A 23,842-nucleotide genomic window follows, 5' to 3' on the forward strand; every position below is an offset into this window, starting at 1 on the left:
TTTTTTTACTATTTTCTGAAATATTTTTGTGCATTAAAAATTAAATGAAAAGGTCATCCATAAAAGATATTGCTAAGCTGGCAGGAGTTTCCGTAGCCACCGTATCTTATGTTCTTAACAGAAAGGAAGGACAGCGTATCAGTGAGGAGACCCGGAAAAAAATTTTTGAAATTGCTGAAACGATTAACTATACTCCCAATAAAATCGCAAAAAGCCTTAAAACCAATAAGACAAAGCTGCTGGGGCTCATCGTTGCAGATATTTCCAACGACTTCTATTCCCATATGGCAAGGAATCTGGAAGATAAAGCTTTAAAGTTGGGCTATACCCTGATCATCGGCAGTTCTGATGAAAATGCAGAAAAATTTGAAAGACTTACCCAACTATTTTCACAGCAGCAGGTAGACGGAATGATCGTTGCTCCTGTAGCAGGATCAGAAAAGACACTTGAAAACCTTATTGATATTAAATATCCTGTTGTAACGATTGACAGATATCTTAAAGGTGTTTCTGTTCCCGGAATTACCATTGATAACCAGGAGATTGCAGAAAGTACAGCCAGCCTGCTTCTTAATAAGAACTTTGACAAAATGATCTACGTTGGCTATGAAACTGATCTTCCACACCTTCTGGACCGCCAGCATGGCTTTGAGAAAGCGGTAAGTTCTTCCAGCAAAACAATTGAAATACAATATCTTCTGGTAGGATTGGAAAATATTGTACAGGAGGTACATTCTAAGCTTGAAAGTGCGTTGGGGAAAACTCCAGAAAATACTGCGTTATATTTTTCCAGTAATAAACTTGCGGTAGCAGGGCTTTCCTATCTCGTTAAAAACAATATAAAAGTCCCGGAACAGGTCTCAGTATTGGCATTTGATGAAACGGATGCCTATGACCTTTTCCCTACGGAGATTACCTACATCCAGCAGCCGATTGAAGAAATGGCTGAAGAGGCTATCAAGCTTCTGGACGGGCAAATCACTGATTATACGGCAACCGGAAAAAGAATAACATTATCCGCCAAACTGGTTGCCAAAGCATCTTTAAAATAATCAAATCTATATCAATCATTTTTTTAATTATCAACTTAAACGTTTAACCTATTATGACAAAAAATAAATTAAATCACGTGGTATGTTTCGGAGAGGTTCTGTGGGACATCTTCCCTTCCGGATCCAGAGCTGGCGGTGCGCCATTTAATGTTGCCTACAACCTTTTCAAAATGGGAATTGACACCAAAATGCTAAGCCGTATAGGAAATGATGAATTAGGGTACCGTCTTCTTAACCAAATTCAGGATTGGGGAATAACAACAGATTTCATCCAGGTAGACCAGGAAAAGGCTACAGGAACTGTAATTGCTGATTTTGATGAGCATGGAGAGGCTGCATATAATATTGTACAGGATGTTGCCTGGGATTATATTCAGCCACTGCCGGAGCATAAGGAACTGATACAAAATTCAGAAGCATTTGTTTTTGGAAGTCTGATCACAAGAAATGAAGCATCCCAAAATACACTATTGCAACTTTTGGAATATTCAAAGTTCAGGGTTTTTGATGTTAATTTCCGCCCTCCTTTCATCGATTTTGAATTCATTAAAAAATTATTGTACAAATCTGATCTTGTTAAAATGAATAAGGCAGAGCTCAGAACAATTCTTGAATATCTCGGTGAAGACTATATTGATGAAGATATCAGTATTAAACATCTTCAGGCTTATTTCAACCTGAATGAAATTGTCCTTACCAAAGGAAGTAAAGGCGCAAGATATTTTGTGGAGGATACTGCCTATAATTTTCCTGCTGTCCATATTGAAATTGCAGATACGGTAGGTAGTGGTGATTCTTTTCTGGCCGGCTTCCTGTCTAAAAGAATTCAGGGAAAATCTCCGGAAGAAATCATGAAACAGGCAACTTCACTGGGAGCCTTTATCACTTCGAAATCAGGAGCATGTCCGGATTATACCTATGAAGAATTCAAGGCATTCAGAGAAAAAAACAGCTGTAAAACCTCTTAAAAACATACGATATGAATACTCCAAAATTTACAGATAAGAAATACTATATCATCCTGTCCTTTGTTACCTCCTTATTCTTTTTCTGGGCTATTGCCCTTACCATGGGTGATGTTCTGAATAAGCATTTCCAGAACGTTCTTCACATTTCGAAGTCCAAATCAGGGCTGGTACAGCTTTCTATTTTTGGGGCATATGCATTGATGGGCGTTCCGGCAGGCCTGTTTATGAAAAAGTTCGGTTATAAATTAGGGGTCATCCTGGGACTTTCATTGTTTGCACTGGGATCTTTTTTGTTTATTCCGGCAGCCAATACTTCTTCTTTTAACTTTTTCAGATTGGCTCTTTTTGTTCTTGCAATGGGAATGGCAACCCTTGAAACAGTAGCCCACCCTTTTGTAGCCGCTTTGGGGGATGAAAGAACAAGTGATCAGAGAGTTAATTTCGCTCAGTCTTTTAATGGTTTGGGAGCCATTATCGGCCCTTTGTTGGGAGGATATTTCATTTTCGGGACGCCTGATTCCGGATCAGGATCTTTGGATTCAGTAAAAAATCTTTATACATGGATTGGGATTGTCATTCTCGCGATTACCATTATTTTCAGCTTTATCAGAGTGCCGGACCTTAAAGATCCTCATGCGGAAGATATCATCATTTCAGAAAATGAAAAAGGAGAAGATGTTTCCGTATCAGATCCTCATGCACCGCTTTATAAGCAGAGGCATTTTATATTTGCAGTCATTGCCCAGTTTTTCAATATTGCTGCACAGGGTGGAACATGGGCTTATTTTATCAATTACGGTGTCGAAAAAATGCACCTTCCGGAGATACAGGCTTCCTATTATTTTTCTTTGAGCATGGCAATGATGATGATCGGAAGATTTATCGGAACCTTCCTGATGAAATTCATTGCTCCCAACAAACTGCTGGCGATCTTTACAGCCTGTAATATCGTTCTGTGCCTTATTATTTCACAGAGTTTCGGATGGGTATCATTTATAAGCCTTATTTTGCTCAACCTTTTCCTCAGTGTGATGTATCCTACCATATTCAGTCTTGGGCTTAAAAGATTAGGATCTAAAGTTCAGCAGGCTTCCTCATTCCTGGTTATGGCAATGTTTGGAGGAGCTGTTTTCCCACCGATCATGGGAAGAATTGCTGAAAAAGATATTGCTCATGCATATCTGCTTCCTATTCTATGCTATGTTGTTATTTTATTATTTGCATTAAAGTACTACAAGCCTAAAACACTTAAATAATCCCTATGAAAACAAAGCTTTTATTAGCCTGGCTCATGTTACTTACATGTGCTGGCAGGGAAATTAATGCCCAGATCACGATAACCAATAAAAAATTTTCCTTCGGAACAACCGGAAGAATCGGAGCCGGTTATTCTCCGAATGCCGATGGAAAAACAGGAAGACAGCTGAATCTGAACAATCAGGGATCTTTAGGAGGCAGAATGGATCAGGGAGATTACGTAGATTTTTTACCAGCCTTCCATTTTAGCCCGGTGGTGAACGGTGACAGTACAAAAAGTACAAAGATCGATATGCAGGCAAGACTGAGCTTTTATTCAGGAGGGACTTTTCTGGGAAATGTAGACTCAAAATCTAATCAGGGGATGATTATTGCCTTGCCGGAAGCCTTTGTTGAAGCAAGAAACATTATGGGAAGTGACTGGGATGTCTGGGCGGGATCAAGATGGCTGAGATATGATGACATTCACATTGCAGATTACTTTTATTTTGATGACCATTCCGCAACCGGTTGGGGACTAAGACATAAAAACACAAGGTTTTCAATGTTTTTCCCGGCAGCTATTGATACTGCAGCCAGCAACTCCACTCCATATTCATACACCAATGTGATCAGCGGATCAAAAAACCTGATCTACAGACAGAGAGAAGTTTTTGTCCTTGAGCAGACCCTTCCATTTAAAAATACAAAGCAAAAGCTGAAATTACTGGCAGAATTTCATCATGTAGAAAAATCAGGGGAAAATTCTGTAGAGCAATATCCATCGGATCAGGGCTGGGTTTTTGGAGCTAAATTAAATTCAGATATTCCAATAACAATTCCGGGTTCATTCAATCAGATTTCTGTAAGATACGGGACAGGAATTGCCAATGGAGGTGATAATGGTAATACACAGACCTGGCGAACCTACGGAGCTCCTGATGAGATCACAAAAACATACAAAGGAGCTTACTCTTTTACGGTTGTTGAACATTTCCTCTGGAATATTTCAAACCGATGGTCGCTTAATCCCTATGCTGTTTTCACCAAAAGTAAGGGAGGATCAACCAGTACTGATAAAGCGATGGACTATTATAACCGTGAAATTTTCAACAAAAAAACAGAGTTTAATACGGGAATCAGAGCCACTTATTATTACAACAACTGGTTTCATATTCTCTCCGAGTTTCACTATGCAACCCGTAAAAACGGAACCCAGGATGCAGCATCAATGATGAAGCTGGTTTTAGCTCCTACCATCGTACCTACCGCTGAAAGAAGCGTCTGGGCAAGACCCCACATCCGTTTTATTGCAGAAGTATCAAGATATAATGATGAGGCTATGAAAAGTCTTTACTCACCGTTTTTACAGCAGTCAGGAGCCAAAAGATATGGGACTTATTTCGGAATACGAACAGAATGGTGGATTTTTTAAATTAAATAAAAAAAAATAATGAATATAAAATTAGGGGCTTCCCTACTCTCCTGGATCACTCCGTTATGGAATGCGGAATCAGGAAAATATGCGATAGAAAAAACGGCTCAGGCTGGCTTTGATCTGATCGAAATTCTGCTGCCCGGATCAATGGATTTTGATGCCAAAACCGTAAAAAAACAACTGAAAGACAACCATCTGGAAGCAGTATGCTCACTGAACCTTCCCAAAGATGCTCACATTGCGTTTTATCCCAAAGCAGCGGAAAAGCTTATCAAAAAAGCCATCGATAAAGTATATGAACTGGAAACCCATCTTCTGGCTGGTGTCCTGCATGGCGGAATCGGTGTTTTTACAGGAAAACCACTTACAGAAAACGAAAAAGAAATCATTGCTGATGTGTGGTGCCATGTGGCGGATTACGCCCAAACCAAAAGTATCGATATTGCCATAGAGCCTATTAACCGCTATGAATCCTATGTCTGCAATACGGCAGAAAATGTCCTGGAACTTATAAAGAAAACAGGCAAAAATAATCTTTTCCTCCACCTTGATACCTTTCATATGAATATTGAGGAAAATAATTTTTATGATCCGATTATCAATTCCGGAAAAATGCTGAAGCATATTCATGTTACAGAATCTCACCGGGGCATGCTGGGAGAAGGGACCATCAATTGGGAAGAGTTTTTCTCAGCATTGAAAAAAATCAATTTTGAAGGAAATCTGGTTCTTGAAAATTTCAGCTCTTCAATTCCGGGAATGCAGGAAAAGGTTTCACTATGGCAGAAATCCCCCTACAATGCTGAAGAGCTGGCTGAAGGCAGTCTTGTTTTTTTAAAGAAGCATTTAAAAAACTAATCAATATTCAATGATGATTCATTCCCATATTTCACGGCTATTATCTCAATAGCCGTTTTGTGTTGGATAATACGGCCTTCATTAACTAGCTTTTTAAGAACCCGGCTTATCACTTCTCTGGATGTTCCCAAAGCTGATGCAATATCTTTATGGGTAATTTTTACAGGATTATATCCGGTAATAACAGCACGCTGACTGATATAATTAAACACTCTGGTATCCAGTTTATGAAAAACAGCATCATTCACCATGTTCATCAATGCAGTAAAGCGGCTATCGTATTCGTTATAGAAAAAATTATTCATCCCCGGAAAACTGCTCATCAGCGTAAGCAGGCTGGAAACAGGAATCAACAGAGCCCTGGATGATTCTTCAGCGCAGGCATATATGGAACTTATACAGTTTTTGAATATAGAAGCAAAGGTCATAATACAGCTTTCACCCGGTTTCATATAATAATATAAGAGCTCTCTTCCTTCGTTAAGGGTAAAAACCTTTACAGAACCTTTGATCAGAATAGGTACATAATGAATTCTTTGTCCCGGGCTTACAATCTCTGTTTTAGATTTTATATCAGTGATTACACTGCATTTTTCAAGTTCACGGATAAAGTCTGATCCAAGGAATCCAAATTTTTCAGTAATAAACTGGTTATTTATCATAAAGTATTCTATTGCTTTAGTAATTTTTTATGTTCAAAGGTGAAAAAAGAATGCAAATTTATTTTTAAAGAGTATTTAAAGTACAATATACCGATAAGTTTTTTCTATTTCAGATATCAATGTACAAATGTCTAAAGAATTTTGCCCGCCCATTCAACGAGTCTTTCTGCCCGTTCATCGAAATTTCAGGCAGTTTTGTTGTGTTATTACAGACCTTTACATCAGAAAAAAGCAATAATGCCCAACTAAAATCTTATTATTATGAAAACAAAAATCGGAATTACAGAAAAAAACACAGAAGCTGTTGCAGAACAATTAGCAAAATTATTAGCAGACGAAACACTGCTTTACATCAAAACAAGAAATGCCCACTGGAATGTAACAGGAGATAACTTCCACGCCAATCACATTTTCTTTGAAGAACAGTACAAGCAACTGGATGAACTGATGGACAGCGTTGCAGAAAGAATGCGTAAAATCGGACATTATGCACCGGCGACTATGAAAATCTATCTGGAACTGACTCATTTAACGGAATACAGTGAAAGAACAAACGATGGCCTCGGATACATGAAAGATTTATTAAGTGACCATGAAAGCATCATTGAATTTCTCCGCGGAAACATCACTCCATTTGCAGAAAAGTACAAAGATTATGGTACCAGTGATTTTATTACAGGCCTGATGGAAACCCATGAAGAAATGGCCTGGATGATCCGCTCCTATTTCAGATAACATAAAATAAAAAAGTTATAATTATATTTGTGTGAATCATAAACAACTATACCTATGAAAGCCTTAATCGTGGATGATAATGATATTGCAAGAACAACATTAGCCCATCTCGCCAAACAGGTTCCGGATCTTTCCATTGTCAGCGAGTTTTCCAATGCTATAGAAGCTTACCATTATCTTCAGTCCAATTCCGTCGATCTGATATTCCTTGATATAGAAATGCCGGAAATGACAGGGATTGAACTCACGAAAACCCTTTCCGGTAAAGAGACCATCATCATTTTCACGACCTCAAAAAAGGAATATGCGCTGGAAGCGTTTGAACTTAATATTGCAGATTACCTTCTGAAGCCCATTATGCCGGTAAGATTTCTGCAGGCTGTAAGCAAGGCACAGACGATTCTTGAAAGCAGAAAAGAAAATGTGGAAATCACAAGGGATGAGTTTCTTTTTGTAAGGGATTCCAATATTACAAGGCGCTTAAAACTGGATGATATTTTCTACGCAGAAGCCATGGGTGATTATGTAAAATTTTACACCAAGGAAAAGATGTTTGCCATTCACGGTAAAATGAAAACTGCCGAAGAACGTCTTCCCAAGGATCATTTTATAAGAGTTCACCGTTCCTATATTGTTTCTGTAGGCAAAATTGACACCCTTCAGGACGGCGGTATTATGATCAACGGCAAATTCATTCCCGTAGCGGATGCGTACCGTAAGGCACTCAATACAAGAATGAATGTCTTTTAGCATGACAGATATATGGCATGTTTGTCCATCTTTTGATCTCTATTTTTGAATGGGCCCGGAGTAATCCCGGCTCTTCACCGGAACTTTTTATCTTAAAATCAGACCGTTATTTATGAAAAACATATCTTCAGTAATGGATAACAAACGATTCAGCTATTTTATTATCCTGACTTTTATTGCGGGCTCACTCCTATTGATAGCGGTTCAGCTCAATTCTGCAGGAAATACCAAAGCGCTGATTCAGAATAACAATACCTTGCTGAGCGAATTGCGTTCAAGCAATCATTTACGGGAGATTGACCGTGATATTCTGGGGGTGGAAAGCAGAATCAGAGCTTCCATTGCAACGAATGATACCACCCATCTTGAAGGCATCGACCAAAAAATCAGTCAGATTGAAAATTTCCTGGATTCTCTTTCCAAAGACAATGTAAACGCCGAAGAAGAAAAGCTGATCCACAGGTTAAGTGTTCTTGCCATGGAAAAGAAAACAACCAAAGATAAACTCCTGCACCGTTATCTTTCTGTTGGAAACATGGATGATAATACCTCCATTGCCAATCCGCGTGCAAGAAAAATTTCTAATGAAATCACCAGCATCACAGCTAAAATATATGAAAGCAGAAAGCTGAATATGGTTGAACTCAGCCAGAAAAGTGAGGAAATGGGGCAGAAAGCAAGATTTTATGACATTTCAATATTGGTCTTACTGATTTTGGGAGGTTCTGTCGTTGGATATCACATTCTTCGTCAGTTTAAACGCCAGAGATTACTCATAAGCGAACTTGATATTGCAGAGAAAAAAGCGTTGGTAGCAGCACAGACCAAAGAAAATTTCCTTGCCAATATGAGCCACGAAATCAGAACTCCTTTAAGCGGAATTCTCGGGTTTACCAATCTGCTGCAAAAACGCCCACTGGATGAAACTTCAGCAGAATTTGTTTCTTCAATACAACGTTCCGGGGAAAACCTGATGGCGATCATTAATGACATTCTGGATTTATCCAAAATAGAAGCCGGGATGATGCGCATTACCCCTGGAATTTTCAGCATCAACGGTCTGGTTAATTCCGTAGAAACATTTTTTACAGAACGGGCGAGAGAAAAAGGACTTACCATTTCCAGTACGATTGATCCTTCCATTCCTGACACATTGGTGGGAGATGCCACAAGACTGACCCAGATTTTAGTGAACCTCATCGGAAATGCCATAAAATTTACCCATCAGGGAAATATTTCTGTTGAAATCTACAGTAAGCAGCAAACAGAGAAGGAAGCTGTTCTGGGATTTAAAATTTCAGATACCGGAATTGGAATTGACAAAGAAAAGCTCACTGAAATCTTCGAAAGATTCAACCAGGGAGAAGATTCAACGACAAGAAATTACGGAGGAACAGGATTAGGCTTATCCATAGTGAAAAGCCTAATTGTACTGCAAAACGGAAACATCGAAGTAAGCAGTGAACAGGGCAAAGGAACTACATTCCATTTCTATATTCCTTACGGAATTGCTGAGGAACAGCTTACTGTCATTCCAACTGTTGATCCCCACTATTTTAAAGATAAATCCAATACGCCCCTGAAAGTACTGGTGGTTGATGATAATGTGATCAATCAAAGCCTGATGAAACATCTGCTCTCCCAGTGGAATATTGATTTTCATATTGCATCGAATGGTCTTGAAGGAGTAAGCTATCTCAAAAGCAATGCATGTGATCTGGTTTTAATGGATATACAGATGCCGCAGATGGACGGATATGCAGCTACCCAAAAAATACGGGAAGAACTCAGACTGGATATTCCGATCATCGCAATGACCGCCCATGCGCTGGCAGGGGAAAGAGAAAGATGCCTGAGCCGTGGGATGAGCGAATATATTCCTAAGCCTGTCAATGAAGAAGAGTTGTTTATGCTGATTTCGAAACTCGGGTTTAAAGAAAATAATAAAAACGAAAAGAAAACCGAAAATCCATCATCTGACCATCAGTATATTGATCTCACTTATATGCAGACGGTAAGCGGCGGCGATAAAAGCTTCGAACAAATGGTCACTCAACAGTTTATTGAGAATATTCCCGATCATCTACAGAAATTGACAACAGCTTATGAAAACCGGGATTTTCCAGGGATGAAACTGTGGGCTCATGATCTGAAATCCAGCATTGCAATCATGGGATTACATCCTCTGTTAAAGGAAAAACTTGATATTCTTGAAACAGCATCAGCAGAAAGCTCTGATCTGCAAAAAATACTGACAGTAGTACAGAACGTTTTGTTGAAAGCCGTTTCTGAAGCTGAAGCATTTTCAAAAACAATTTAAAAATAAGAAAAAATGAATTTATTCTCGCCTATACACATTCGCAATCTTACCTTAAAGAACAGGATTGCACTATCTCCTATGCAGCAATACAGCGCTAAAAACGGAATCCCGGGCAACTGGCATCTCGTTCACCTTGGAAGCAGGGCCGTTGGCGGTGCAGGATTGATTCTTACCGAATGTACAGCCGTTTCAGAAGAAGGTCTGGCTACATTATCCGATGTAGGGATCTGGAACGATGAACAGAAAAATGCCTGGAAAAACATCGTAAATTTTGTGCATGAACAGGATGCAAAAATAGGGGTTCAACTCTGGCATGCAGGAGGAAAGGGCAGCCTGAAACATCCCAATGAAAGAATGAAACCTCTCACTCCGGAAGAAGGAGGCTGGACGGTAAAATCATCTTCTGCCCAGGAATTCAACGGAGTTTTTGCAGAAGAGCTCACCATTGATGAGATACAGGAACTAAAGACTAAATTCGTTAAAGCAGCCCTTCGTGCCATTGAAGCAGGCTTTGATACCATTGAACTTCATGCGGCACATGGTTACCTGTTCCATCAGTTTTATTCCGCAGTGATCAACAAAAGACAGGATGAATATGGCGGAAGTTTTGAGAATAGGATCCGTTTTCTTGTAGAAACTGTTCAGGAAATCAGGAAAGTTATTCCTGCTGAAATGCCTCTGTTTGTAAGAATTTCTGCAGTTGATTATATAGAATCAGATGAAGCATGGGCTCTGGAAGACAGTATCAGGCTTTCGGAAATCCTTAAAGGAAATGGTGTAGATTTCATCACGGCATCCGGCGGAGGATTTACCAATGTAAGCAAGAATAAGGTATTTCCGGGATATCAGGTTCCTTTTGCAAAAGCGATTAAAGAACAGACCGGGATTTTAACAGGAGCTGTCGGAATGATTACCGAAGCAGAACAAGCCAATGGGATTATTACCAATGGGAATGCAGATCTGGTGATCATCGCCCGGGAACATCTGAGAGATCCTTATTTTGCCATTCATTCTGCTAAAGCATTAGGTGCTGAAACAGAAATTCCGTGGCAGTATAAAAGGGCATATTAAATTAACCAGTAAAAAATCAGTTATGGAAAATCAGGGTGCTTCAGTAGTCATTACCCATCATATTCTGGATGGAAAACAATCACAGTATGAAAAATGGCTGGACGAAATTATTCCTGTCACCAGGCATTCGGAAGGCTTTATTGATCTTCAGATCGTTCGTCCGATTCCTGATCTGACTTTTGTGTACACTGTCATTATCCGTTTTGATACGATTAACAACCTTAAAAGCTGGATGGAGTCGGATAACCGGAAAAAACTCATTGAGAAAGCCAATCCGATGTTCAGGAAAAACGACCATTACCAGATCAGATCCGGGCTTGATTTTCTTTTTACGACAGAAAATGAAGGGAATAAAGTTCCGGTACGCTGGAAACAGTTTCTGGCAACCTGGTCTGCCATTTATCCGCTGTCTGTTCTTATTCCTGCTTTGATCATTCCTTTTTTACGATTTTTACATATTCCGCCCAATCATTATTCTGATGGATTCATCAATTCCGGAATCATTGTTTTTCTGATGGTATTTGCTGTGATGCCCAATTATACCAGGCTGATCAAAAAATGGCTGTATCAATAACCCTATTTAAAAATTATCCTTCATCAATCACTGTAACCCACAGTGATTTTTTTGTTTTCATAGTGTTCACCCTGTTACCATTTGAACACCACCAGCTTATTCAACGATACTTTTCGCCTGTTGAGCGAACGGCAGGCAAAATTAAAATGACCGGTTTGTAGCTTTACATCATCAATAACATAACAATCAAAATCAATTATTATGGAAATCTTACAAACTCCCGAAAATGCCTTATCGCATTCAAGTGTAAACGCCATCATCAATGCACCCATTGAAAAAGTAAATATCGCAGACTGGCTGCTTAATCTGCCGGATGCGGAATACCAGCGCTGCTCTACCCAGCATATCGGAGCTGCTATTTCAGTTACTTTTGACGGTAAGCCAGTGTCTTTAAATGTAGAAACGATTGGAGATGCACTGATGGTTCAGCATTATGTTGCAGATGTTCACCGTCCCGATTACTGCCGCATGCTTTCGATCTCTGATTCAATTACAAAAAACGGACGTACAAAAGTTCAGGTCTTATGGGAACTGAAAGTAACAAAGATTGATGAAAAGACCTGTCTTTACACCAATGAAATTCATGCGACAGCCACTCCCGAAATGTTTGAATATCTGAAAGAACACGGAATCAACCTTGCAGATGCCGCTGCATCCAGACAGGCAGCTTCTGACGCCCATAATCATGAGGAAACCCCGAATTTTGCAAAAAGCATTGAAAATAAAGCACTGACAGGTCAATATAACCAGCCTTTTTAAAAAATGGCAGAACCTCTATATCCTCAACGACTCATTTTGCCTTTTCACCGAATGACATCAAGTAAAAGTAAAATTCAGGAGTAGCTTTACAATAGCAAAAAGAATTAATCACAAAAAACAATACTATGAATCCATCATCATTAAGTTTCAGATACGAATTAGAAAAAAAAGAACCGCGTACCAGTGACGGTGGAACAACAAGAGGTGCTTCCGTAAAAGAATTCCCTGCTTCTGTAGGTATTGCCGGAGTTTCCATGAGATTACAGCCCGGAAGCATGAGAGAACTTCACTGGCATGCCAATGCCGCAGAATGGGCGTATGTGATTTCAGGAACGGTACGTACCACCATTATCCATCCGGACGGACGAAGTTATACCGATAATTTTGAACCGGGTGATGTCTGGTATTTTCCAAAAGGTTACGGACACTCCATTCAGGCTACAGGAACAGAAGAATGTCATTTTATCCTGATTTTTGACAACGGTAATTTTTCAGAAGACCATACCTTCAGCGTTACAGATTTTGTTTCAAGTATGCCTCCTGAAATTGTTGCACAGAATTTAGGTCTGAGCCTTGAAGAAGTGGCAGAACTTCCGCAGAAAGAGGTTTACTTCGCAGCAGGAGTTGTTCCGGATGAACTGTCCGTGAATGCTGCAGCCCGTCCCGAGGAATCAGATATTGAACTGACTAGCCTGCACCGCTATCCTCTGCATTCCCAGCAGCCAAGAATCATTCCCGGTGGTGGTCTGCAAAGATTGGTTACCCGTAAGGAATTTCCGATCAGCACCACAATGGCGGGTTCTATATTGGAACTGCAGCCTGGTGCTTTAAGAGAAATGCACTGGCATCCCAATGCGGACGAATGGCAGTATTTTATCTCCGGACAGGCAGAAATGTCGGTGTTCCTGGCAGAAGGAGTTTCTGTGACGGAGCAGTTCAATGCAGGTGATGTTGGCTATGTGCCTATGGGAGCCGGGCATTATATCAAAAATACAGGAGATACGGTCTGTAAAGTCTTAATCGGATTTAATAACGGTACCTACGAATCCATTGATATCAGCGAATGGCTGGCAGGAAACCCTAAAGATGTGGTCATCACCAATTTCGGACTGAAGGAAGGAGAAATAGAAGAATTTCCCGAAAAGAAAATATTCATCAAACCTGGAAAATAGCGCCTGTGCTACCGGAAACAAAAATCCTGCTCACTAACAAGACCGTCAGAACGCAGGAGAAACTGGCAGTATTCCTTGCTTTTATCGCAGGATATACAGATGCTACAGGGCTGATACGATGGAAAACCTATGTTTCTTTTATGAGTGGCAATACGACCCAACTAGGAGCAGCTGTTTTCAGTGAAAAATATGGTGTTATCATCAGTTCTGCCATTGTAATCAGCTTTTTTCTGGCGGGGATTTATACAGGAACGTGTCTATCATTATCAAAGAAGCTCAGAAGCACAAAGATGATCTTCTATACGGTTTCCGGCATCATGATCCTTTACAGTATCACTGATTACTATGAGCATATTGCCAATGAAGTGTCTATAGCTGTTATCGGTTTCTCTATGGGTCTTATGAATACCATTGTCACATCGGTAGGTAACCAAAAGATCAACACCGATTTTGTGACAGGAACTTTAAACAGCCTGGCAAGAACAGCTGCTCTTTTTGTCATGAGTGATCAGGCAGAGGAGCGGAAGGAATACAAAATAAATATTTTTCATTTGTTATTCTTATGGATGGGTTTCCTCTCTGGTGCTTCAGTTGCTCCTTTCCTACTCTTTTATTTAGGAAACTGGACGTTGATGTTTCCGGCAGCCTTACTGCTCATCTGTGCATTCACAATACCAATTACAACGATTAAAAACTAATCCTATGCTAGAAAAAAATACGGTTGCTCCTGATTTTACATTATTTGCAACCCCGGATCAGAAGATTACCTTATCTGAATTCAGAGGACGAAACGTTATCCTTGCATTTTACCCCGCAGACTGGAGCCCGGTGTGCAGTGACCAGATGGCATTATACAACGAAATGCTGAAGTATTTCAAAAAATATGATGCAGAGATTTTCGGAATTTCCGTAGACAGCAAATGGTGCCACCTGGCATTTTCACAATCCAGAAACCTGCACTTTCCACTGCTTGCAGACTTTGAAGCCAAAGGAGAAACAGCCAGGAAATATGGTGTTTACAATGACGAAGAAGGAGAATGCAACAGAGCCCTTTTTGTCATCAATAAAGACGGCCTCATCGAATGGAGCTATCTCTCTCCCACCGCCATCAATCCTGGCGCGGACGGAATTTTAGAAGCATTAGAAAACCTTAACACGAAATAATTATGTCACTTAAACCATCAGTCAGCAATGCTGACCACACTCAGGGCAACTCAGATGCCAGCTTAGTCATTGTAGAATACGGGGATTATCAGTGTCCTTACTGCGGAGCAGCCTATCCGGTTCTTAAAGAATTAATGAAAGAATTCGGAGATCAGATCAGATTTGTATTCAGAAATTTTCCTCTGTCAGAAATGCATCAGTATGCAAGAACGGCAGCGCTGGCGGCAGAAGCGGCAGTTTTGCAGGGAAAATTCTGGGAAATGCATGATGCTATTTATGAAAACCAGGCTCATCTGGATGATAGTCTCCCGATAAAACTTGCGGAAAAACTGGGACTCAATGTCCCCCAGTTCAAAACGGATATCCATAAGCAGGAACTGGCAGAAAAAGTAGATACAGACTTTGAAAGCGGTATCATCAGCGGAGTGAACGGAACTCCTTCTTTTTTCATTAACGGAAACAAGTTCAACGGCGGTGCCGAAGACCTTTTTCAGTTGGTACGTGAAAACACAGCCTATTAATCAGAAAAATATTTAAATACAATCAATTCATAACATTAAAAATAAACAACAATGAGCACACTAACCTTAAAAGACGGAACAGAAATTTTTTACAAAGACCAGGGAGAAGGACCTGTATTAATGTTTCACCACGGATGGCCTTTATCATCTGATGACTGGGATGCACAGGTGATTTTCTTTTTACAGAAAGGCTACAGAGTGGTTACCCACGACAGAAGAGGCCACGGGCGTTCCAGCCAGAATATCTACAATCACACTATTGAACAGTATGCATCTGATGCCGCAGAACTGGTTGAATTTTTAGACCTGAAAGATGTTGTACACATCGGGCACTCAACAGGTGGCGGTGAAGTAATCCGTTATGTGAATAAATATTCCAATGGAAGAGCTAAGAAAGCGGTTCTGATCAGCGCCATTCCGCCGGTAATGGTTAAGAGTGAGAATAATCCTGATGGTGTTCCTATGGAAGTCTTCGACAATATCAGGGAACAGACGATGAACAACAGGAACCAGTTTTATTATGATCTTACTTTCCCTTTCTATGGCTACAACAGAGAAGGTGCAGATGTGAAAGATGGTGTTCAGAGAAACTGGTGGAGACAGGGGTTAATGGGAGGAATTGTTGCTCATTATGACGGTATCAAAGCCTTTTCAGAAACAGATTTAACGGAAGATCTGAAAGCAGTTGACATTCCTGTTCTGGTGATGCATGGCGAAGATGACCAGATCGTTCCTATTGCCAATGCTGCATTAAAATCAATTAAATTACTGAAGAACGGAAAACTGATCACGTATCCGGGATTCCCTCATGGTATGCCGACTACAGAACATGAGACGATCAACAAAGACCTTTTGGAATTTATCAGATCTTAAAAAACGATCTCTTTTAAATATATTGAAGATGAACTTTAATGGTTCATCTTTTTTTATTTCAGGTATTGTAACCACTCACATGCAGATCTTTTTCAATTTTTCCTATCTTTAAACTTTCAAGTAAGAATTTTCTATGAGTAAGCCTTCTGATCACAATGCAGAAATGATGAAACGCCTGCAGGAAATGCAGAAAGAACAGCTTATGATTTCCCGTTTAACCAAAGAGTTTTCTACCATTTTAGATAAGAAACAGCTTCAGCTTGTTATCCATAAATCTTTCAAAACTGAACTGGGATTCAATGATTGTATGATGATCAGGGATGTAAAAGGAAATATTGAAATACTCAGCAGCCGGAATGAAAATCAGAACCATATCACAGATCAACAGCTTGACAGGTATTTAAAAAACTGTCTTGATTCCGCAGAACCCCAGCTTTTTGATCTTAAAGAATTGTCATCACTTCCTTCTCGTTTTATCGAAGCTAAAAATTCCGGAATGCGGATGGCTGTCGGATTGGGACTGCCGGCTATCAGTGAAAGTAAAAATGTACTTTTCCTTTTCTACAGAAGCTTTATTTCAAGAGAGACTGTTCCGGAAAGAATTTTAAACGGTATTTCTCCCCAGCTTTCCATTACCCTTCATAACATTGATGTTCAGGAGCAATTGAAAACATTTCAGGGAAATATCCGGAATTTTCCGAAAGAAACTGAAGAAGAAAAGGAAAGCAGACACAGCTTTCATGGAATTGTGGGGCAAAGTGAAGCGATGCAGCTTATTTTCGAAAAGATTTCACAGGCAGCTCCATCACAATCCAATGTGATTATCTTTGGAGAAACGGGCACGGGAAAAGAGCTTATAGCACAGGCCATTCACGAGCTTTCAGAATTTTCGGGAAAGAAGATGATCAGGATAAACTGTGCGGCTATTCCTGCCAATTTAATAGAATCCGAACTTTTCGGGCATGAAAAAGGAAGCTTCACGGGAGCGACTGAACAGCGGAAAGGGAAGTTTGAACAGGCCCATAACAGCACTATTTTTCTGGACGAAATAGGAGAACTTCCCCTGGAATTACAAGCGAGGCTTCTGAGGGTTCTTCAGGAAAAAGAAATTGAAAGAATTGGTGGAAATAAAAGGATTAAAGTAAACGTACGGATCATTACGGCCACCAACAGGAATCTTGAAAGAGAAGTGGCGGAAGGACGGTTCAGAAGTGATCTTTTTTACAGACTGAATGTTTTTCCCATCCAACTTCCTGCCTTACGGGAAAGAAAAGAAGATATTCCTCTGCTGGCAGATTATTTCCTTGAGAAATTATACCCGAAAACAGGTAAAAAGATTAATGGTTTTTCTCAGAACGTGGTCAAAATGATGATGGCTAATCCATGGCTGGGTAATATCCGTGAACTGGAAAATATGGTTGAAAGAAGCATGCTGACAGCAAAAGGAGATATGATCAGGGAAATGGATTTTCCGAAAGTTATTAACTCTCAAAACACGGATCAGGATTTTCAGGTTAAAACGTTACAGGAATTTGAAAAGGAATATATTTTAAAAATAATCAAAAAATGTAACGGCCGTATTTTCGGGGAAACAGGTGCGGCGAAACTGCTGGGATTACCTCCAACCACGCTGATATCCAAAATGCAGAAACTTGGAATAGAGAAAAAGCACTATTTCAGGGAATCTGAATAATGTTTGTCAAGCCCCATTTCTATTTTCCCTGAAGACAACGCCCAGAAAATCCAAAGTCCTAAAATGATCATCAGGGAAACTGCCGGGATCCAGAATGAAAAAATTAATGCAATCACGTAAATAGGAAGTCCATACAGGTAATTATTATGGATCTTTTTTATAGCAGCATCGGTAATACCGGGGCGTAAAAGTTTTTTATTCCGGGTGGCCAGAAACCATAATAAATTGTAAGCAAGATTGATCATGACAAAAATACCGGTATAGAGCGCCACAACAACAGAAGAAGCTTCGCCGTCAAAATACCTTGCCAGCAAAGCGGTAGGATAAGAAACTGCCGAAACCAGGAAAAGAATCAGTCCATTGGCAAACATAATTGCTGAATTCCGGCTGTAGATCTGTTTGAAGATCTTATGATGATTCACCCACATGATGAAAATACTGAAAAATGAAAGGATAAATGCCAGAAATGCCGGCCATTGATTCTTCAGAAAGACCAGAAGATCATTCCCGTTTTGTATTGAATTTTCTTCAGGAAAGTGAAGATCCAGTACCAAAAGTGTAACGGCTATTGCAAAAACACCATCACTGAATCCTTCTATTCTGAGTGTTTCTTTTTCCATAATTACCTGATTGATTTATTATTGTATGGCATAATAATTTTATCCTCAAACTATTTGAAGAGTGATTATTAAAAAATTGAAATAAAAAATTAGCTTACGTTTTTTCTCAAAGCAGCTCCAGATTATTTATACCCTTTGTCAATTCCTAACTTCTTCATTTTGGAATATAAAGTCTGTGGCTGTATTTTCAACAGCTCTGCAGCCCCGCCCGGCCCGGAAACTTTTCCGCCGGAAGACTGAAGTGCATTCATAATATGATCTCTTTCCATATCTTCCAATGATTTCAGCGGTCCTTGTGTTTCTATAGGTTTTTCAACGATTTTAGGCAGATCAAAACTTTCTATTTCTGAGGTTTTGGTCAAAAGAACGCTTCGTTCGATCAAATGCTCCAGTTCACGGATATTTCCCGGCCAGTGATAATTAAGCAGCTGTTCCAGTGCTTTTTCACTGATAGAAGTGATGTTTCTTCTCGAAGCAGCGGCATATTTATTCAGGAAAAAATGGGCCAGCAATACGATATCTTCCTTTCTTTCTCTCAGCGGAGGCAGTTCAATAGGGAAAACATTCAAACGGTAATACAGATCCAGCCTGAACCTTCCTTCCGCCACTTCTTTTTCCAGGGAACGGTTGGTAGCTGCTACAATTCTTACGTTTACTTTAACCGTGTTGTTTCCTCCCAGTCTTTCAATTTCTTTTTCCTGTAAAACTCTCAGTAATTTAACCTGTGAGTCCAGTGGCAGCTCCCCTATTTCATCCAGGAAGACTGTTCCTCCGTTGGCCTGCTCAAATTTTCCGATTCTCAATGTATTGGCTCCGGTAAAGCTTCCTTTTTCGTGTCCGAAAAGCTCGGATTCGATAAGCGCATGCGGCAGTGCAGCACAGTTGACCACAACAATAGGATGAGCTTTACGCTCTGAAAGCTCATGAACGGAATGGGCTACTTTTTCCTTTCCTGTTCCGCTCTCTCCTACCACAAGAACAGAAGTATCTGTAGGAGCTACTACCCTTATTTTTTCAACGACATCCTGAAGAACCTTGCTTTTCCCGATAATTCCTTCAATGACTTCATGATTTCCGGTATCAGTACACAATTCACAGCCTCTTTCCATGTCATAACGGTATCTGGCAATGTCAAGCATAACAATCATATCACGCTCCCGGAAGGGTTTTACCATAAATCCGTAGGGCTGTGTCTCCTTCACGGCTTCCAGGGTAGACTGGTTGGTATTGGCTGAAATATAAAGAAAAGGAAGATTCATTTCACGCAGTTCCCAGGCAAGATCGATTCCTGTGAGGTCACCTTTTAAGATGATATCAAGAAGCACCCAATCCGGCTTATTATCTGCAATCAGTTTCCTGGCCTGAACCACTGAAGATGCAATACCTGTAACCTGATAACCGGCTTTCATCAGCATCAGTTTCAGATCATTGGCTACAATAAATTCATCTTCTACAATTAATATTTTTTCTTTCATAATAATCAGCCTTTAATTTGAAGGTGTTATTTCTGTATTTTTTCTGAAGGTAATTGTCACTTTTAAGCCCCCTTTGTTTTCGAGATTGAAGGTTCCGTCCAGCTGATCGGTAAGCCCGCGCATCAGATTCATTCCCAAAGATTCTGTTTCTTCAATATTGAAATCTTCCGGAAGCCCTACTCCATTATCTGATATAATCAGCTCACAAAGATGATCACCCGTATTTTTGAATGAAACTGAAACTTCGCCTTTCTGATCATCCGGAAATGCATATTTTACGGTGTTGTTGACTGCTTCATTAACGATCAGTCCCATAGGAACCGCCTGTGCCACATCAAGAAATACTTTATCGGTATCCACTGTAAAATTAATTTTCCTGTCAGATGAATAGCATTCTTTGATATAGGTAATCAGCTCATAAATATACCAGGACATGTCAATCATTGAAAGATTATCAGACTGATAAAGCTTCTGGTGGATCAGGGACATGGCATGCATTCTGTGCTGACTGTTCTGGATGGCCATCAAAGCATCTTCATTGTCCAGATAAGCCGACTGCGTATTGAGCAGGCTGATCACAATCTGCAGGTTATTTTTAACCCTGTGATGGATTTCCTTTAAAAGCCATTCTTTCTCAGAAAGTAATTTCTTCAGCTGTTCATTCTGTTCATCAATCTGCTTACGTTTCAGTTCCAGGTTTTTATTGGCATTGCTTTTTAATCTTGAGCGGTTATACAGCAAAGCAGCAAAAAGGATCAGCGCCAGAATGCTTCCGATGAAGACATATCTGATAAAGGTATCATTGGCAATCTTAATATCCTGCAGTTTTGCTTTATGGGTCAGCAGCTGAATGTTTTTATCCTTCTGTTCTGTCTCAAACTGAATTTTAAGGCTGTTGATCTGCTTGCTTTTTTCACCGTTAAAAACAGAATCGGAAAGCTTTTTGTACAGCTGATAATGCTGTATGGCATCAAGGTATTTTCCCTGTATGGAATCTGCTTTGAACCACATTAAATGGTTTTCCGAACGAAGCATATCATTTCCGTTATTTTTGGCTATCGAATCAAAAAGTCTGGCTTCACGATACATTTTATCAAAGTTCCGGGTCTGGTAATGATAGAAAACAAAGCTTCGCAGCAATGAGGCCTGCTGATTATTTTTTTCTGCATTTTCACCATAATAGGTCACCAGTTTTTTGTAGTAGGCTTCAGCTTCATTAAACTTCTTTAAAATAGTATAGGTGCTGAACAGAATATAGTTTTCTGACATTTCAAAATCCTTGTCTACTATGGGGTAACGTTCTCTGTACTCTTGTATCATGGTAATGGCCTGCTTAAACTTTTTCTGCCTGATCAGCATGGTAGAAATATTATTGGCCACCGTTCTGATGTAGGTGTTATCTTTGTTTTTCTTTGCTGTGGCCAGTGATTTTTCCCAATACTTCATGGCATCATCATTTTTACGGAGATAATAATACACCATTCCGATATTGCTGTAAATAGAGCACATCTGCAAAGAATAATCATTCACACTTTCGGCTGTTTTTTCTGCCAGAAGACCATATCGGAGTGCTTCCTCATAATCTGCCTTCTGAATTTCAACCTGGGAAATAAGGTTATAAACACTCTGTAATTCTCTGAATTTAACGGACTGATAAACAGACAGGGATTGTTTAAGCAAGCCCAGAGCCTTATCAGAATTTTCCTTAATATAGTAAAGCTCACCAAGATCTTTTAAAACGCCTGCCTGATTCAGTTTTGATCCTGAATTCTTAAATAGTTCCAACGCTTTTTCTTTCAGTTTAATTTTAGTATCAAAATACTCAGGGTTATTGTCATACATATACGATAGTTCGTTGTATGCTTCTCCGGCCTGCTCCTTAAATTGATGTTTTTCAAAATAAGAAAGAGCCTCTTTCATTCTGGAAAAAGCAATATTTTTACTGCCTCTTTCTTTATCTATTTTAGCCTCCAGAAATATGAGTTTTCCGGCAGACAACGGATCTCCGGATTTCACATTGAGTGCTTTTGCCTGTCTGTTCAGAATAGCGGCACTGTCGAGGTCAGCTTTCAGCTCTCCTTTTTTGGTAATGTAATAGTTACTCAGGCGCAGCAATAAAGCGATTTTCTGAGTAGTATTGGCGGAAGAGGAAATCTGTTTTCTCAACAGTGCAGGATTTTCTTTGGTCTGTGCTTTTATACTGCATGAAAACATCAAAACCAACGAAAAACATACTATCTTTAGTAGATTTTTAGATAAAAAATAAAGGCTGAAATTCATTTTTTAAAGGTAATCTATTATCCTGTAATCTGCCATAGTCCAGAGCTAGTTTTTACGGTGGTAAAAATAGCAGATGATCATTGCCAGTCCCGGTAAAATCAATGTTACCAACCCGAACTGTTTTCCTGCATAAGCTCCTAAAAAACAACCAACCAGAAATCCAAGAATGGTAATCAGCTGTTTCTTCAGACTTGCCCATGCTTCAGGGTGGTGAAAGCCGCTTGACAGAAGCGTTCCGAAATCCAGGGAAGCCTGGGTTACATTTCCTGTCATCATGGTAGTCGGGCCATGGGTTTCCTTTGCATAAAGTTTTCCGAAAGCATTCTGAAGTCCCATTGCAAAAACGGTAATCATAGCCACAGTATACATGATGACTTCTGAAAACATTCCGTAGTAACTGAGAACAGCAACAATAATTCCGGCTAAAAAAAGCAGCGCTCCTTCCCAGAATAACAGCGTATAATGATTGATGACCTTTCCAGCAATCCTCCCTCCTACCATAACCGCGAGAATAAATACCGGAAAAGTAAGCAGCTTTACCCACGCATGAATATCCGATCCCTTCACAAACTGATAGGCAAATACAATAAAGTTTCCCGTAACATGTGCCGAAAAAAGAGCATCTGCCGATACAAAAGTCACGGTATCGCAATATCCGGCAATCATGGTTAACAATAAGGTGACAAAACCGATATTATGTTTTACTTCCATTTTTTTATTTTAAATGTGAACGGAGCATCCAGGCCATTTTCTCATGGGTTTCCAGTAATCCAGTGATATAGTCGCTTGTCCCTGAATCACGGAATTCAACAGCGAAGTTTTCAATATTTTCACGAAGATGAATGATGATACTTTCGTGGTCGGAAAGAAGCTCTCTGATGTAAGCCAGGCTGTCATTCGATTCAAGATGGTGCTCAGACAGATGCGTTAATGCCAGATACTCCCTTAAAGTAGCTGGAGCGTAATGCCCAAGTGTTCTGATTCTTTCTGCCAGATCATCGATGATGTCGTCCAGCTGTCCGTATTGTGCCTCGAAAAACAGGTGTTTATTGTAAAAGTCCGGTCCTTCCACATTCCAATGCGCTTTTCTTGTTTTGGTATACAATACAAATTCGTCTGCTAAAGTGGTAACCAGTACTTCAGCAACTTTTGCTAAATTTTCGTTTTTAATTCCGATTGAAGTTTTCATTTTATAAAATATTTAATAAGTAATAATCAAGTGAATATCTTCCTGCTCCCAAGGCAAGAATCAGTAACAGGGACAACGTATACATAAAAGGAACGTCCCGTACTTCCAGTGAATCTTTTCTGTGAACTACAAAATATCCGATAGCCGTCACACCAATGGTCGGTAAAACTGCAAGCCTGGTTCCCAGTCCTAAAATAATCAGAAACGGAACCACCAGATCAGCAAATGAAGCAACTATCGCATTGAGTTGATCAGGTAATCCCAGAGGATTTGGAATGACTTCCCTTTGTCCGTTTTCCAGCCTGAATTTCTTTAAACCGTGCACTCTGAACAATTGAATCGCAAGGAGTACCCGGAAAACCAGGAATGAAGCATCATTGAATGGTGAACCTAAATCTGATGAAAGGATCTGTTTTAAAATTTCCATATGTA

The 23,842-nt window shown here is 39.8% G+C and carries 24 protein-coding genes; 17 read left to right on the plus strand and 7 right to left on the minus strand.

The window, feature by feature from the left end; translation table 11 throughout:
• Nucleotides 1-44 precede the first annotated feature (44 nt).
• The 5 genes from DRF59_RS00340 to DRF59_RS00360 are packed head-to-tail and all read left to right on the plus strand — an operon-like array spanning nt 45 to nt 5,552.
• A complete protein-coding gene (locus tag DRF59_RS00340) occupies nt 45-1,052 on the plus strand; it encodes a LacI family DNA-binding transcriptional regulator (RefSeq protein ID WP_115956316.1) in 1,008 nt (335 codons plus the stop codon).
• A 53-nt stretch (nt 1,053-1,105) separates the two neighbouring features.
• Nucleotides 1,106-2,020: a carbohydrate kinase family protein gene (locus DRF59_RS00345; protein WP_115956317.1), complete on the plus strand. Its 915-nt coding sequence runs from the start codon at nt 1,106-1,108 to the stop codon at nt 2,018-2,020.
• Nucleotides 2,021-2,031: 11 nt separating this feature from the next.
• A complete protein-coding gene (locus DRF59_RS00350; RefSeq protein WP_115956318.1) occupies nt 2,032-3,276 on the plus strand; it encodes a sugar MFS transporter in 1,245 nt (414 codons plus the stop codon).
• A 5-nt stretch (nt 3,277-3,281) separates the two neighbouring features.
• On the plus strand, nt 3,282-4,691 hold the full coding sequence (locus DRF59_RS00355; RefSeq protein ID WP_115956319.1) for a carbohydrate porin: 1,410 nt from the start codon (nt 3,282-3,284) through the stop codon (nt 4,689-4,691).
• An 18-nt stretch (nt 4,692-4,709) separates the two neighbouring features.
• The gene (locus DRF59_RS00360; protein ID WP_115956320.1) at nt 4,710-5,552 is read left to right on the plus strand and encodes a sugar phosphate isomerase/epimerase family protein; all 843 of its coding nucleotides are present in this window, start codon (nt 4,710-4,712) and stop codon (nt 5,550-5,552) included.
• Here the strand turns inward: DRF59_RS00360 and DRF59_RS00365 are convergent.
• On the minus strand, nt 5,549-6,214 hold the full coding sequence (locus DRF59_RS00365) for a Crp/Fnr family transcriptional regulator (RefSeq protein ID WP_115956321.1): 666 nt from the start codon (nt 6,212-6,214) through the stop codon (nt 5,549-5,551). The genes DRF59_RS00360 and DRF59_RS00365 overlap by 4 nt on opposite strands.
• Before the next feature lie 261 nt (nt 6,215-6,475).
• Between DRF59_RS00365 and DRF59_RS00370 the strand changes: the two genes are divergently transcribed.
• The 12 genes from DRF59_RS00370 (at nt 6,476) to DRF59_RS00425 (ending at nt 17,846) form a co-directional block, all read left to right on the plus strand.
• Nucleotides 6,476-6,949: a Dps family protein gene (locus tag DRF59_RS00370; RefSeq protein WP_115956322.1), complete on the plus strand. Its 474-nt coding sequence runs from the start codon at nt 6,476-6,478 to the stop codon at nt 6,947-6,949.
• A 54-nt stretch (nt 6,950-7,003) separates the two neighbouring features.
• Nucleotides 7,004-7,699: a LytR/AlgR family response regulator transcription factor gene (locus DRF59_RS00375; RefSeq protein WP_002978774.1), complete on the plus strand. Its 696-nt coding sequence runs from the start codon at nt 7,004-7,006 to the stop codon at nt 7,697-7,699.
• A gap of 112 nt (nt 7,700-7,811) precedes the next feature.
• Complete coding sequence (locus DRF59_RS00380) at nt 7,812-10,019, plus strand: hybrid sensor histidine kinase/response regulator (protein ID WP_115956323.1); 2,208 nt, start codon at nt 7,812-7,814, stop codon at nt 10,017-10,019.
• A 12-nt stretch (nt 10,020-10,031) separates the two neighbouring features.
• Nucleotides 10,032-11,090 (plus strand): NADH:flavin oxidoreductase/NADH oxidase, encoded by a 1,059-nt coding sequence (locus tag DRF59_RS00385; RefSeq protein ID WP_115956324.1) that lies wholly within the window; start codon nt 10,032-10,034, stop codon nt 11,088-11,090.
• A gap of 22 nt (nt 11,091-11,112) precedes the next feature.
• Nucleotides 11,113-11,664: an antibiotic biosynthesis monooxygenase gene (locus DRF59_RS00390; protein WP_241505450.1), complete on the plus strand. Its 552-nt coding sequence runs from the start codon at nt 11,113-11,115 to the stop codon at nt 11,662-11,664.
• A 201-nt stretch (nt 11,665-11,865) separates the two neighbouring features.
• The gene (locus DRF59_RS00395; RefSeq protein ID WP_115956325.1) at nt 11,866-12,423 is read left to right on the plus strand and encodes a hypothetical protein; all 558 of its coding nucleotides are present in this window, start codon (nt 11,866-11,868) and stop codon (nt 12,421-12,423) included.
• 125 nt (nt 12,424-12,548) lie between these two features.
• Entirely contained in the window at nt 12,549-13,595 is a 1,047-nt protein-coding gene (locus DRF59_RS00400) for a cupin domain-containing protein (protein ID WP_115956326.1), read from the plus strand.
• 5 nt (nt 13,596-13,600) lie between these two features.
• Nucleotides 13,601-14,293, plus strand: coding sequence for a YoaK family protein (locus DRF59_RS00405; RefSeq protein ID WP_157967424.1), 693 nt, complete (start codon nt 13,601-13,603; stop codon nt 14,291-14,293).
• 4 nt (nt 14,294-14,297) lie between these two features.
• Nucleotides 14,298-14,759, plus strand: coding sequence for a redoxin domain-containing protein (locus tag DRF59_RS00410; RefSeq protein WP_110011604.1), 462 nt, complete (start codon nt 14,298-14,300; stop codon nt 14,757-14,759).
• Between the two features lie 2 nt (nt 14,760-14,761).
• Nucleotides 14,762-15,280: a DsbA family protein gene (locus DRF59_RS00415; protein WP_115956328.1), complete on the plus strand. Its 519-nt coding sequence runs from the start codon at nt 14,762-14,764 to the stop codon at nt 15,278-15,280.
• Nucleotides 15,281-15,331: 51 nt separating this feature from the next.
• Nucleotides 15,332-16,153, plus strand: coding sequence for an alpha/beta fold hydrolase (locus DRF59_RS00420; RefSeq protein WP_115956329.1), 822 nt, complete (start codon nt 15,332-15,334; stop codon nt 16,151-16,153).
• Between the two features lie 133 nt (nt 16,154-16,286).
• Nucleotides 16,287-17,846, plus strand: coding sequence for a sigma-54 interaction domain-containing protein (locus tag DRF59_RS00425; RefSeq protein ID WP_115956330.1), 1,560 nt, complete (start codon nt 16,287-16,289; stop codon nt 17,844-17,846).
• Here the strand turns inward: DRF59_RS00425 and DRF59_RS00430 are convergent.
• The 6 genes from DRF59_RS00430 to DRF59_RS00455 all read right to left on the minus strand — a co-directional run bounded on the left by DRF59_RS00430 (nt 17,825) and on the right by DRF59_RS00455 (nt 23,837).
• Complete coding sequence (locus tag DRF59_RS00430; protein WP_115956331.1) at nt 17,825-18,466, minus strand: TMEM175 family protein; 642 nt, start codon at nt 18,464-18,466, stop codon at nt 17,825-17,827. The genes DRF59_RS00425 and DRF59_RS00430 overlap by 22 nt on opposite strands.
• A gap of 122 nt (nt 18,467-18,588) precedes the next feature.
• Complete coding sequence (locus DRF59_RS00435) at nt 18,589-19,941, minus strand: sigma-54-dependent transcriptional regulator (protein ID WP_115956332.1); 1,353 nt, start codon at nt 19,939-19,941, stop codon at nt 18,589-18,591.
• Between the two features lie 12 nt (nt 19,942-19,953).
• A complete protein-coding gene (locus DRF59_RS00440; RefSeq protein ID WP_115956333.1) occupies nt 19,954-22,221 on the minus strand; it encodes a tetratricopeptide repeat-containing sensor histidine kinase in 2,268 nt (755 codons plus the stop codon).
• A gap of 45 nt (nt 22,222-22,266) precedes the next feature.
• Entirely contained in the window at nt 22,267-22,932 is a 666-nt protein-coding gene (locus DRF59_RS00445; protein ID WP_115956334.1) for a YoaK family protein, read from the minus strand.
• A gap of 4 nt (nt 22,933-22,936) precedes the next feature.
• Nucleotides 22,937-23,410, minus strand: a complete 474-nt coding sequence (locus DRF59_RS00450; RefSeq protein ID WP_115956335.1) for a Dps family protein — start codon at nt 23,408-23,410, stop codon at nt 22,937-22,939.
• Between the two features lies 1 nt (nt 23,411).
• Nucleotides 23,412-23,837 carry a DoxX family protein gene (locus DRF59_RS00455; protein WP_002978758.1) on the minus strand — a complete coding sequence of 142 codons (426 nt, stop codon included), beginning with the start codon at nt 23,835-23,837 and terminating at the stop codon, nt 23,412-23,414.
• Nucleotides 23,838-23,842 lie beyond the last annotated feature (5 nt).

This window comes from Chryseobacterium flavum (assembly GCF_003385595.1).
GTDB lineage: Bacteria > Bacteroidota > Bacteroidia > Flavobacteriales > Weeksellaceae > Chryseobacterium > Chryseobacterium flavum.

What these genes read in the sequence shown, in the direction of transcription:
- DRF59_RS00340 (WP_115956316.1), top strand. Translation starts at nt 45, where the DNA reads ATGAAAAGGTCATCCATAAAAGATATTGCTAAGCTGGCAGGAGTTTCC.
- DRF59_RS00345 (WP_115956317.1), top strand. Translation starts at nt 1,106, where the DNA reads ATGACAAAAAATAAATTAAATCACGTGGTATGTTTCGGAGAGGTTCTG.
- DRF59_RS00350 (WP_115956318.1), top strand. Translation starts at nt 2,032, where the DNA reads ATGAATACTCCAAAATTTACAGATAAGAAATACTATATCATCCTGTCC.
- DRF59_RS00355 (WP_115956319.1), top strand. Translation starts at nt 3,282, where the DNA reads ATGAAAACAAAGCTTTTATTAGCCTGGCTCATGTTACTTACATGTGCT.
- DRF59_RS00360 (WP_115956320.1), top strand. Translation starts at nt 4,710, where the DNA reads ATGAATATAAAATTAGGGGCTTCCCTACTCTCCTGGATCACTCCGTTA.
- DRF59_RS00365 (WP_115956321.1), bottom strand. Translation starts at nt 6,214, where the DNA reads ATGATAAATAACCAGTTTATTACTGAAAAATTTGGATTCCTTGGATCA.
- DRF59_RS00370 (WP_115956322.1), top strand. Translation starts at nt 6,476, where the DNA reads ATGAAAACAAAAATCGGAATTACAGAAAAAAACACAGAAGCTGTTGCA.
- DRF59_RS00375 (WP_002978774.1), top strand. Translation starts at nt 7,004, where the DNA reads ATGAAAGCCTTAATCGTGGATGATAATGATATTGCAAGAACAACATTA.
- DRF59_RS00380 (WP_115956323.1), top strand. Translation starts at nt 7,812, where the DNA reads ATGAAAAACATATCTTCAGTAATGGATAACAAACGATTCAGCTATTTT.
- DRF59_RS00385 (WP_115956324.1), top strand. Translation starts at nt 10,032, where the DNA reads ATGAATTTATTCTCGCCTATACACATTCGCAATCTTACCTTAAAGAAC.
- DRF59_RS00390 (WP_241505450.1), top strand. Translation starts at nt 11,113, where the DNA reads ATGGAAAATCAGGGTGCTTCAGTAGTCATTACCCATCATATTCTGGAT.
- DRF59_RS00395 (WP_115956325.1), top strand. Translation starts at nt 11,866, where the DNA reads ATGGAAATCTTACAAACTCCCGAAAATGCCTTATCGCATTCAAGTGTA.
- DRF59_RS00400 (WP_115956326.1), top strand. Translation starts at nt 12,549, where the DNA reads ATGAATCCATCATCATTAAGTTTCAGATACGAATTAGAAAAAAAAGAA.
- DRF59_RS00410 (WP_110011604.1), top strand. Translation starts at nt 14,298, where the DNA reads ATGCTAGAAAAAAATACGGTTGCTCCTGATTTTACATTATTTGCAACC.
- DRF59_RS00415 (WP_115956328.1), top strand. Translation starts at nt 14,762, where the DNA reads ATGTCACTTAAACCATCAGTCAGCAATGCTGACCACACTCAGGGCAAC.
- DRF59_RS00420 (WP_115956329.1), top strand. Translation starts at nt 15,332, where the DNA reads ATGAGCACACTAACCTTAAAAGACGGAACAGAAATTTTTTACAAAGAC.
- DRF59_RS00425 (WP_115956330.1), top strand. Translation starts at nt 16,287, where the DNA reads ATGAGTAAGCCTTCTGATCACAATGCAGAAATGATGAAACGCCTGCAG.
- DRF59_RS00430 (WP_115956331.1), bottom strand. Translation starts at nt 18,466, where the DNA reads ATGGAAAAAGAAACACTCAGAATAGAAGGATTCAGTGATGGTGTTTTT.
- DRF59_RS00435 (WP_115956332.1), bottom strand. Translation starts at nt 19,941, where the DNA reads ATGAAAGAAAAAATATTAATTGTAGAAGATGAATTTATTGTAGCCAAT.
- DRF59_RS00440 (WP_115956333.1), bottom strand. Translation starts at nt 22,221, where the DNA reads ATGAATTTCAGCCTTTATTTTTTATCTAAAAATCTACTAAAGATAGTA.
- DRF59_RS00445 (WP_115956334.1), bottom strand. Translation starts at nt 22,932, where the DNA reads ATGGAAGTAAAACATAATATCGGTTTTGTCACCTTATTGTTAACCATG.
- DRF59_RS00450 (WP_115956335.1), bottom strand. Translation starts at nt 23,410, where the DNA reads ATGAAAACTTCAATCGGAATTAAAAACGAAAATTTAGCAAAAGTTGCT.
- DRF59_RS00455 (WP_002978758.1), bottom strand. Translation starts at nt 23,837, where the DNA reads ATGGAAATTTTAAAACAGATCCTTTCATCAGATTTAGGTTCACCATTC.